This window comes from Polaromonas sp. P1_E1_2 (assembly GCF_056406035.1).
In genome coordinates this window covers 1-10,098 of the sequence record NZ_JBFUAZ010000089.1, presented here as the reverse complement: position 1 = coordinate 10,098, position 10,098 = coordinate 1, and the positions used below count along the sequence as shown (strand labels likewise).

Below are 10,098 nucleotides of genomic sequence, written 5' to 3'. Positions count from 1 at the left end.
GGGCCACCATGTCCATGGGGATTGAGGGGTTGGGCGTGATGGCGACGTACAGCAACGCCGCGCTGCCGCAACCGATTACCAACATGGCAATCGTGTTGCGCCAGTCGGCGATCATGACCAGAAAACTGAGTGCGATAAAACAGTTGGAGATCGCGGGGATACCTCCGTGCCGCTTCAGCGATAGAAATACGTTGAAAAACGGCAGGCAATAAATCAATGCCCAGTAGGAATAGGCGAAGTAGTATTTCTTCAGCTTCTGGGGCCAGCGATTTTTCATCGCCAGCGCGGTAAAGAGAATTACGACCAGCACCCGCATTCCCAGGTCATCGTAGGGACGAGGATTGGGTTTCGTGAACCGTATCAGGTAAAACACCACATAGGTCAGGGCGCCTACGATGCCAATGTATTTGAGCAAGGGCCTGCCATGTGCGTGGTAAGCCTCATAGTGGCCAAAGAGTCTTTTTAACCAGCCCATATATATTTCAATCCTGTTGACGCGGAAAAACCATCAACAGCAGCTTCTTCCGGTCTCTGGTGGAGGATGCGGCTGCAATATGAAATATTCCCGTGCATGACTTACTGACAGTCAGACGATTTGAGAATGTCCGGTACCTGTCCATGTATCAGGGCAAACGATTCGTCCGCCCCATCCACCCGTATATTGTTGGCGATGGTGGAAAACCCGAAACGCCTGTACAAGCGGCTCAGCACCGGCGTGCAGGAGGCAAAGAGGTCTTGCCCATCGGTATGCCGCGCAAGATACGAAACACCCAAAAATATGCATCGCTTCACAAGATCGGGGCCGCTTCTGTAATCAGGATTGAGCACAAGGCGCCCGATTTCCCAGCTGTTTCGGCAGGTCTCTGGCTCAATCAATTGTTTTTCCGCCAACAGCTTTTCAAGTGAGGTCAGCCCCTTGTGCATGGGAACCAGCCTCAAGGTGCCAATCACCACGCGTTGGAACTCAAACGCAAACACAAAGCCCAATTCGTCTCTTTTTTTTCTTGTTCAAAAAACCGCGCGTCACGGCATCCTGACGGCAGGTTGATGTGGCCGCGCAGGCTCTGGACCTTTTCCATCTTTAACGGAGTATCCAGATGGCAGAGCGTGATTTCCTCGGCGAAGTTTCCCCGGGGAGATGCCGAAATGAAGGGTGTTCCGCCGGTGAGGAAAATGGCGCCTGGAGCATCCATCGGCTGGTGCAGAACCTGAAAGGGGGTTGGCGCATGGTCGTTCGGGGAGGTAATCATTGCGTTGCATTTCCAGGTTGAGTGCTTGTCTTGCCAAATGCTCTTATTCTTCTTTTGATGTTCGCGCAGTCTATGCGCCGTGCAAGGCTGAATCAAGCCTTACCCTGTCRGATATAACAGGGGCTTCCCCGCATATTCCGCTTGAATAGCGGGGCGAATCGAAAAAAGAACATAAATTGTCCGCATGCGGACAGTCTGCCGGGATTTTTGGTCCTGGTATGAGCCCTTCTTCAAGGATCTCTCGGTCAGGTCATCGAACCGGCTTTTTGGGGGGGGGCATGCCGGCCAAGTGGCGTAACTGGAGAATTTTCCGGTGACCGTGGCGGTGGATGCGTCGGGGATTTCCATTCACCGCCACATTGGCTTGTATCAGGTGCCTTGGTCAGCCTTGGCTCCCCCGACCTCAAACACCAGACAGGTCGTGGTCGCATGCGCATACAGCTTGCCGTCCGGCCCGACGATGCGGCCCTCGGCCGTTGCCAACTGGCGGCCGCAGTGGATCACCGTGCCGATGGCGCGCAGCGGGCCGGTCTTGTGTGAGGCGGCACGCACGATGTTGATGCTGAGTTCGGCGGTGGTGTAGGCCCGGCCGACCGGCATCATGGTGTGCACGGCGCAGCCCACGGCGGAGTCGAGCAGCGTGGCGTACCAGCCGCCGTGCACAGTGCCCAGCGGGTTGTAGTGCTTGAGCTGCGGCGTGCCCTGGAAGGTGGCTTTACCGGGCTCAACCTCAATCAGGGAGAAATCCAGTGTTTCAGCAATGTGGGGGTAGGGCAATTGGCCGGCGAGCATGGCCTGCATCACTTCCATGCCGGTCTTGCCTGTGACGTCTTCCGGTCGGGCCAGACCGGGTTTGCCGCCGCCGTCCATCATGCGGGCGCGCACTGCGGCGCTTTGTTCCATCCACTGAGTCAATGTGTCTTGCAGGGTCATGGCATTTATAAATGTTGCATATACAATGATTGTACCTACAATCAAATTATGAGCGAGAAAACCCGCCTGTCAACCCAGGCCGAACTCAAAGTGCAGGGCTGCACCAATGTCAAGCTGCGCCAGCTGATGCGCCGCGTCGCGCACCACTACGACCTGGAAATGACCAAGGCCGGACTGAAGACCACGCAGTATTCCCTGCTGACTTATGTGCTGAAGCTGGGCCCCATGCGACCGGGCGAGCTGGCGCGTGGCATGAAGATGAGTGCCTCCACCCTCACGCGCAACCTCAAGCCGCTGATCGACGCCGGCTGGATTGAGCTCGCCGCAGGCACCGATGCGCGCAGCCGTACCGTGGTGCTGACTGACGCGGGCCGTGCCAAGCGTGAGGAGGCCCGATCACGGTGGAGGGCTGCGCAGGAGCAGCTCAACGCACTGTTGGGCGCCGGGCGTGTGCTGGCCCTGCATAACCTGATCAACGAATCTTTAGAGCTTTTGTCCCCCATCGAATCTGGAGCTGATGATGAGTAACCCCGAGCCTTCCCCTTCCCCGTCCAGCGTCACGCCTTCCGCTTCTTCCACTGCACTGCCGGCGCGCCGCATCGCGATGTGGCTGGTCCTACTGGCTGCCGGCGGCACCTTTGCCCTCACCATGGGCGTGCGACAGACCATGGGCCTGTTCCTCTCTGCGCTCAATACTTCGACCGCACTGGGTATCGGCAGCATCAGCCTGGCCTTCGCTTTCGGCCAACTCTGGTGGGGGCTGACGCAGCCCTTCGCCGGCGCGGTGGCTGACCGCATCGGTACTGGCCGTGTGATCTTCATGGGTGTTGTGTTGGTGGCGATTGGCACCATCATCACGCCGCTGATGACCAGCACAGCCGGCCTGATCTTTGCCATCGGCGTGCTTGCGGCGGGCGGTGCCGGGATGGCCGGGCCTTCTGTGCTGATGGCCGCCAGCACACGCCTGGTGCCGCCTGAAAAGCGCGGCCTGGCCACCGGCATCGTCAACGCGGGCGGCTCTTTTGGGCAGTTCGCGATGGCGCCTATCGCCATTGGCCTCACAGCCGCTGTCGGCTGGGCCAGTGCAATGCAGTGGCTGGGCGCGCTGGTGCTGCTGGCGGTGCCTGCGGTGCTGGTGCTGAAAGGCAATTCGAATGCGCTGGCAGCCCAGGCTGCGGCGGCCTCGGGCACGAAAGCGCTGAGCGCACGTCAAGCCATTAGCCAGGCCATCGCAACGCCTAGCTATCGTTACCTCGCGGCGGGTTTTCTGGTGTGCGGTTTTCACGTGGCGTTTCTGGCGACTCACCTCCCCGGCGTGATAGCGGCCTGTGGTTTGCCGCCCGAAATTGGCGGTTGGTCGCTTGCGATGATTGGCCTCTTCAACATCGTCGGCAGTCTGGCCATGGGTTGGGCCGTCGGCCGCTGGCGCATGAAGTCCTTGCTGGCGCTGCTCTATACAACGCGTGGCCTCGCCGTACTCCTCTTCCTGCTGGCGCCCAAGACCCCGGCCGTGATGCTGATCTTCGCCGCCGTCATGGGCGTGACCTTCCTTTCGACCGTTCCACCCACGGTGGGCCTGGTCGCCAAGATGTTCGGTACGGCCAACATGGCCATGCTGTTCGGCGTGGTGATGTTGTCGCACCAGGTGGGTGGTTTCCTGGGTGCTTATCTGGGCGGCTATATATTCCAGGCAACCGGCAGCTACGACTGGGTCTGGTACATCGACATCGTGCTGGCCACAGGCGCCGCGTTGGTGAACCTGCCGATCCGCGAAGCGCTGCTGCCGCGGCAAATGGCTGCCAAGGCCGCAGCCTGAAGGTGAAAAAACAAGGCATGAGCAAGGTCCCCAAAACCGCCGCTACCGCATTGCGCTACCTTGAGGACTTGCAGCCCGGCGACCGCTTCGTCAGTGGCGAGCACGCGCTGGATGAGGCGCAGATCACCTCGTTTGCCGCGCAGTTTGATCCGCAGCCATTTCACCTGGACCACGAAGCAGCCAAAGCCACACTCTTTGGCGGCTTGGCCGCGAGCGGCTGGCACACGGCGGCTGTCACGATGCGGCTGCTGGTGGGTGGTGGTTTGCCGCTGGCCGGCGGAATCATAGGCGCAGGGGGCGAGATCAGTTGGCCCAAACCCACGCGCCCCGGCAATGTGCTGCATGTAGAGACAGAAGTGGTGAGCGTGACGCCCTCAGCTTCGCGGCCCGATAGAGGCAGGGCGGTGGTGCGCAGCCAGACGCTCAACCAGCACGGCGAGGTGCTGCAGCAATCCGTCTACAACCTGGTGGTTCCGCGCCGCCCACCCTGATCTCAGCGTGACGGCATATCAGCGCTGTGCCAGAATTCATGCAGGCAGACAACTTGCGGGAAACATCAGATGCTTATCAATTGCGTGGTCTACCAGAACGGCACCAAGCTTGCCGACATCCCGGTCACCGAGATCAGCGACTACATCTGCCGTCCCGATGCTTTCGTCTGGGTGGCGCTGCAGGACGCCACGCCGGAAGAGCTTGAAGAAATGCAGCATGAGTTCGGCCTGCATGAACTGGCGGTCGAAGATGCCCGGCACGGCCACCAACGCCCAAAAATCGAGGAATACGGCGCTTCGCTGTTTTCGGTGCTGCACCTGATTGAGCAGTCCAACGACAAGCCGGGCGAGCTCCACGTCGGCGAGGTGGATGTGTTCACCGGGAAAAACTATGTACTCTCGGTGCGCAACCGCAGCCAGAAGGGGTTTCTGGGCGTGCGTGAACGCTGCGAGCGCGAACCGGAGCTGCTGCGCAACGGTTCGGGTTTTGTGCTGTACGCCCTGATGGATGCGGTGGTTGACCGTTACTTTCCCATCCTCGACGCACTCGAGACCGAGTTGGAGCTGATCGAGAAGGAAATCTTCACGCCCGGTGCTGCGCGAAAGAATATCGAACGGCTCTACGAACTCAAGGGCAGCGTGATGGTGCTCAAGCACGCAGTGGCGCCGCTGCTCGAAGGGGCCAGCAAACTCTATGGCGGCCGGGTTCCTCAGATCTGCAGTGGAGTGCAGGATTATTTTCGCGACGTGGTTGACCATTTGTCGCGCATCAACGCATTGATCGAAAACATGCGTGACACCATAGGCACTGCTATCCAGGTGAACCTGGCGATGGTGACGATTGAAGAGAGCGAAGTGACCAAGAAGCTCGCGGCCTGGGCCAGTATCTTTGCGGTCTGCACAGCGTTTGCCGGCATATGGGGCATGAACTTCGAAGCCATGCCCGAACTCAAATGGCGTTACGGCTACCTCATGGCCATCAGCATGATTGTGGTGGCGTGCTCTTTACTCTATTGGCGTTTCAAGCGCGCACGCTGGCTTTAAGTTACGACACGCGAGGCGGGGTAAACGCCGTGCGCGCTGCCAGCGCGGACTTGCGGCTGGCGCAACCTTCGATATGGTCGTTGACCAGGCCCATGGCCTGCATGAAGGCATACATCGTGGTGGGGCCCACAAAGCTCCAACCGCGTTTCTTCAAATCCTTGGACAGTGCGATGGAGGCCGGAGAAGTCGGCATGGCTTTCACGGCCTCGTGCGTGATGCGTGCGGGCCGGCTCTTGGCTTCGGGCTCCAGCCGCCAGACAAAAGCGCCCAGCGAGCCAAATTCTTTTCGGAGCTCGATGACGCGCTTGGCATTGTTGATGGTCGAAGCAATCTTTCCCGCGTGTCGCACAATGCCGGCGTCATTGACCAGGCGTTTGATGTCACGCTCGCCAAAGCGGGCCACCTGCTCGGCATCGAAGTTGGCGAACGCGCTGCGAAAGGATTCGCGTTTGTTCAGGATGGTCAGCCAGCTGAGGCCGGCCTGAAAACCTTCAAGGCAGATTTTTTCGAAGAGCCGGCGTTCATCGTCCACCGGAAAGCCCCACTCGCTGTCGTGGTAGTTGCGGTAGATGGGCGTCGCCTGGCACCAGGCGCAGCGCGCGGTGTGGGTGTCATCGATAAAAAGGCCGGCAGCCGGGGAGGGTGCAACGTTGGGGCGCTTGGGCGGGATGGCGGAAGGCATGGGCAATTTTAGGCAAATGCGGGCAGGGCCGTGCGGGTGAGGTGATTCATCTTTGGCCGCCCGGCAGTATCATGAAGCACGCTCCCTTTCATCGATCCACAACTTCGGAACAACGCACCATGTCCATCCAGCTTTGGCTCGCTTTCGTCGCCGCAACCGCCGTCCTGCTCATCATCCCGGGCCCGACCATCCTGACGGTCATCAGCTACTCGATGGCGCACGGCAAGCGTGCCAACATCCCGTTGGTGGCCGCCGTGGCGCTGGGTGACTCGACGGCGCTGGTGGTCTCGTTGTTCGGCCTGGGCGCCTTGCTCGCGGCATCGGCCTTCTGGTTCACGCTAGTCAAGTGGGCCGGTGGCCTGTATTTGCTTTACCTGGGCATCAAGCTCCTGCGCGCCGGAATTTCGCCCATGCAGGCGGCAGCGCCCGAGGTGCCTGGCTCCTTGTGGAAGCTGTTCGGCAACACTTACCTGGTCACTGCACTCAACCCCAAGGGCATTGTGTTTTTTGTGGCTTTCCTGCCCCAGTTCATCAACCCCGGCGCCGACGTGACGCGACAGCTCTGGGTGCTGGCGGTGACCTTTGTGGTGATGGCCAGCCTGAACGCCACGCTGTATGCGGTGTTTGCCGCGTCGGCCCGTACACTGCTGGCCTCACCGCGCGCTCAGCGGCGTTTTAATTTCGCGGGCGGCTCGCTGCTGTCCATGGCCGGTGTCTGGGCCTTGCTGGCCAAGCGGCCGGCCTGAATTCAGGCCGGCCTGCCGAGTGCCTGCTGCATCACCGCCGCGCCCTGGGTCATCATCGTGTCGATGTATTCCCCCAGTGCATCGGGCAGCACGTCGGTGATCCAGACAAAGCGGGTGCGGTTTTCGCCCTCGGAAAACAGCTGCGCCGAAGCCATGTGATGGGTGGCCTTGCCGCCGACCACGGTGTAGCTGAGGCGGTGCATCCCTTCATGGATGCCCACCAGCACTTCGTGCGCGACCATGCCGTTGGCAAAGGTTACGGTGCGGCTGCCTTCGCCAGGTTTGCAATCGACCACGAAGCCCGGCGCAAGGCGCCGGTGCACAGCGTTGAAATCGCGCAGCGCGTCCCAGACGCTGTCTATGCCGGCGTCGACGGTGAATTCCTTGTAGATCGTGGCCATGGCGACCCCAGTCTGGCTGGCGCCGGGGTGGCGCCTTGTCATCGCAGCATAGCAATCAAACCGGGCGAAGTCAGCCCTGTTAAGCACCGGTTACAAACGCTTCCCGCGCAGCCTCAGTGCATTGCTGATCACCGACACCGAACTCAGGCTCATCGCCAGGGCCGCGATCATGGGCGACAGCAGCCAGCCGGTAAAGGGAAAGAGCAGCCCCGCGGCCAGCGGGACACCGAGGGAGTTGTAGACGAAGGCAAAACCGAGGTTCTGCTTCATGTTGGCGATCGTCGCCTCCGAAATTTTCCGGGCTTGCGCGATGCCGCGCAAATCACCTTTGACCAGCGTGATCTGGGCGCTGTTCATGGCCACGTCGGTACCTGTGCCCATGGCAATGCCCACGTTGGCCTGGGCCAGGGCCGGGGCGTCATTGATGCCGTCGCCGGCCATGGCAACGATATGGCCTTCATCTTGCAGGCGCTTGACCAGTGCCAGCTTGTCTGCCGGCTGCACGCCGCCGTGCACTTCGTCAATGCCCAGGCGCCCGGCGATGGCTTTGGCTGTGGTCAGGCCGTCGCCTGTGGCCATGATCACGCGCAAGCCAGCGGCTTTGAGCGCCGCCAGCGCCTCGGGCGTGCTGGCTTTCACCGGGTCGGCCACGGCGAGCAGGCCCGCAAGCTTGCCGTCGACCGCCAGGTGCATCACGCTGGCGCCTTCGGCCCGCAGGGCCTCCGCCTGGGCCAGCAGCGAATCTACTGACACGCCAGCTTGCGCCATCAACTCCGTATTGCCGAGTGCGAGCAGCCGGCCGGCTACACGCCCGTTGACGCCGATGCCGCTGGCGGACTCGAAGTTCTCTGGCGTGTCCAGCGCCAGGCCGCGCGCGCGTGCTGCGGCCACCATGGCTTCGGCCAATGGGTGTTCGCTGCCCTGGTCCAGGCTGGCGGCCAGCCGCAGCACTTCGTCGGCGCTGAAGCCCACTGCGGGAACTGCGCGGTCGAACGCCGGTTTGCCGGCCGTCAGCGTGCCGGTCTTGTCGACGATCAATACGTCGACGGTGCGCAGGTGTTCAATCGCCGCCGCATCGCGGAAAAGAATGCCCTGGCCAGCCGCCTTGCCCGTGGCGACCATGATGGACATCGGCGTGGCCAGGCCCAGCGCGCAGGGGCAGGCGATGATCAGCACCGCCACCGCGTTGATCAGGCCGTAAACCCAGCTCGGCTGCGGGCCGAAAAATCCCCATCCCAGAAAGGTCAGCACGGCCACGGCCACTACGGCCATCACAAACCAGCCGGCAACCTGGTCGGCCATGCGCTGCAGGGGTGCCTTCGAGCGTTGGGCCAGCGCGACCATCTGCACGATTTGCGACAGCATGGTTTGCGCGCCGACGCGCTCGGAGCGCATCACCAGGGCGCCGCTGGTGTTGAGCGTGGCGCCTATCAGCTTGTCGCCCGGACGCTTGCTCACGGGCAGGGGTTCTCCGGTCAGCATCGATTCATCAACGGCGCTGCCGCCCTCGGTAACGACGCCGTCGACGGGCACTTTTTCGCCGGGGCGCACGCGCAGGCTGTCGCCCACGTGCACGTGGGTTAGCGGCACGTCTTCCTCGGTGCCGTCGGCCTTGATGCGCCGCGCGGTTTTTGGCGCCAGCCCCAGCAATGACTTGATTGCGGCGGAAGTTTGCGAGCGCGCCTTCAGCTCCAGCATCTGGCCGAGCAGCGTCAGTGAAATGATCACGGCCGCCGCCTCAAAGTAAACCGCTACACGGCCCATGGAAATAAACGACTCCGGGAACACACCGGGCGTGAGGGTGGCGACCACGCTGTAGGCAAAGGCCGCGCCTGTTCCCAGGCTGATCAGGGTCCACATGTTCGGGCTGCGGTGGGCGACTGACTGCGCGCCACGCACAAAGAAGGGCCAGCCTGCCCACAATACGACCGGCAGGCTCAGCACCAGTTCTATCCAGCTCTGGACAGTCATGTCGAACCAGCCGAGCTGGTGGCCGAACATGGCCAGGACCGTCACCATCATGCTCAACGGCAGCGTCCACCAGAAGCGGCGCGTGAAAGATAGCAATTCCGGATTCTCATCCTCGTCGAGGCTGGGCATGACAGGCTCCAGCGTCATACCGCAGATCGGGCAATTGCCCGGGTGATCCTGCCGGATTTCCGGATGCATGGGGCAGGTATAGACCGTGCCGCCGGCCACCGTGGTATCGCCATGGACGGTTGGCGTTGCAGCGCCGACGGCCGCCGTGCTGGACCCGTGAGAAGCTTGAGATGAGTGAGATGAGTGAGGAGAGTGGGCGTGGTTCATGAAGGGCATCCTTTCCCGCGTTGCAGGCTTGAAAATCAGGCATCGAGGAAAGATAAACCCTCCCATAGGGGAAAGGTCAAGCCCGCCGTTGGCATCTCCTGGAGTCGCAGCGCTCCGCCCCTGGCGACGCTGCAAAACTCAGGGTTTGGCTGGAACCGGAGGCAGGCGGTCCATCATCATCTGCATCATGGACTGCATCATTTCCATGCGTTTTTCCATCATCTGTTGGCGCGCGGCCGGGTCGTTGCCTGGGCCCTGCATGTTGCCCATCATCCCGCCCATGCCACCCATCATGCTCATGCCTTCCTGCATGAGTTTGTGGTGTTCAGCCATCAGGGCACTACGTTCTTCGGGGGTTTTTGCGCGCGTCATGCGGTCGTGCATGGTGCGCATGGCTTTCATGTGCTCGTCCATACGCACCATCGGCA

12 protein-coding genes and 1 pseudogene are annotated in these 10,098 nt (G+C 61.4%); 5 read left to right on the top strand and 8 right to left on the bottom strand.

Features of this window, described 5'->3' with window-relative positions; translation table 11 throughout:
• The 4 genes and pseudogenes from AC1D1P_RS06880 to AC1D1P_RS06865 form a co-directional block, all read right to left on the bottom strand.
• Positions 1–475: pseudogene (locus tag AC1D1P_RS06880) on the bottom strand (histidine kinase); the annotation flags it as partial.
• 101 nt (positions 476–576) lie between these two features.
• The gene (locus AC1D1P_RS06875; RefSeq protein ID WP_477671618.1) at positions 577–978 is read right to left on the bottom strand and encodes an N-acyl amino acid synthase FeeM domain-containing protein; all 402 of its coding nucleotides are present in this window, start codon (positions 976–978) and stop codon (positions 577–579) included.
• Positions 948–1,250, bottom strand: a complete 303-nt coding sequence (locus AC1D1P_RS06870; RefSeq protein ID WP_477671404.1) for a hypothetical protein — start codon at positions 1,248–1,250, stop codon at positions 948–950. Before AC1D1P_RS06870 ends, AC1D1P_RS06875 begins: the two co-directional genes overlap by 31 nt.
• Positions 1,251–1,619: 369 nt before the next feature.
• Complete coding sequence (locus AC1D1P_RS06865) at positions 1,620–2,183, bottom strand: PaaI family thioesterase (protein ID WP_477671405.1); 564 nt, start codon at positions 2,181–2,183, stop codon at positions 1,620–1,622.
• Between the two features lie 48 nt (positions 2,184–2,231).
• Between AC1D1P_RS06865 and AC1D1P_RS06860 the strand changes: the two genes are divergently transcribed.
• From AC1D1P_RS06860 to AC1D1P_RS06845, 4 genes are all read left to right on the top strand, one after another.
• Positions 2,232–2,711 (top strand): MarR family winged helix-turn-helix transcriptional regulator, encoded by a 480-nt coding sequence (locus AC1D1P_RS06860; protein WP_477671406.1) that lies wholly within the window; start codon positions 2,232–2,234, stop codon positions 2,709–2,711.
• A complete protein-coding gene (locus AC1D1P_RS06855; RefSeq protein WP_477672492.1) occupies positions 2,704–3,999 on the top strand; it encodes an MFS transporter in 1,296 nt (431 codons plus the stop codon). The genes AC1D1P_RS06860 and AC1D1P_RS06855 overlap by 8 nt, the downstream gene beginning before the upstream one ends.
• 17 nt (positions 4,000–4,016) lie before the next feature.
• On the top strand, positions 4,017–4,490 hold the full coding sequence (locus tag AC1D1P_RS06850; protein WP_477672491.1) for a MaoC family dehydratase: 474 nt from the start codon (positions 4,017–4,019) through the stop codon (positions 4,488–4,490).
• Positions 4,491–4,559: 69 nt separating this feature from the next.
• Positions 4,560–5,534, top strand: a complete 975-nt coding sequence (locus tag AC1D1P_RS06845) for a magnesium and cobalt transport protein CorA (protein WP_457279273.1) — start codon at positions 4,560–4,562, stop codon at positions 5,532–5,534.
• Position 5,535: 1 nt separating this feature from the next.
• On the opposite strand, the gene AC1D1P_RS06840 is transcribed toward AC1D1P_RS06845, so the two are convergent.
• Positions 5,536–6,216, bottom strand: a complete 681-nt coding sequence (locus AC1D1P_RS06840) for a DNA-3-methyladenine glycosylase I (RefSeq protein WP_477671409.1) — start codon at positions 6,214–6,216, stop codon at positions 5,536–5,538.
• Between the two features lie 119 nt (positions 6,217–6,335).
• On the opposite strand from AC1D1P_RS06840, the gene AC1D1P_RS06835 reads away from it, so the two are divergent.
• Positions 6,336–6,962, top strand: coding sequence for a LysE family translocator (locus AC1D1P_RS06835; protein ID WP_477672490.1), 627 nt, complete (start codon positions 6,336–6,338; stop codon positions 6,960–6,962).
• 2 nt (positions 6,963–6,964) lie between these two features.
• Here AC1D1P_RS06835 and AC1D1P_RS06830 read toward each other — a convergent pair whose 3' ends face one another.
• From AC1D1P_RS06830 to AC1D1P_RS06820, 3 genes are all read right to left on the bottom strand, one after another.
• Positions 6,965–7,363 (bottom strand): SRPBCC family protein, encoded by a 399-nt coding sequence (locus AC1D1P_RS06830; protein ID WP_477671411.1) that lies wholly within the window; start codon positions 7,361–7,363, stop codon positions 6,965–6,967.
• A gap of 90 nt (positions 7,364–7,453) precedes the next feature.
• Complete coding sequence (locus tag AC1D1P_RS06825) at positions 7,454–9,670, bottom strand: copper-transporting P-type ATPase (RefSeq protein ID WP_477672489.1); 2,217 nt, start codon at positions 9,668–9,670, stop codon at positions 7,454–7,456.
• A 138-nt stretch (positions 9,671–9,808) separates the two neighbouring features.
• Positions 9,809–10,098 (bottom strand): hypothetical protein (locus tag AC1D1P_RS06820; protein ID WP_477672488.1); only part of this gene is annotated, 290 nt, incomplete at its 5' end.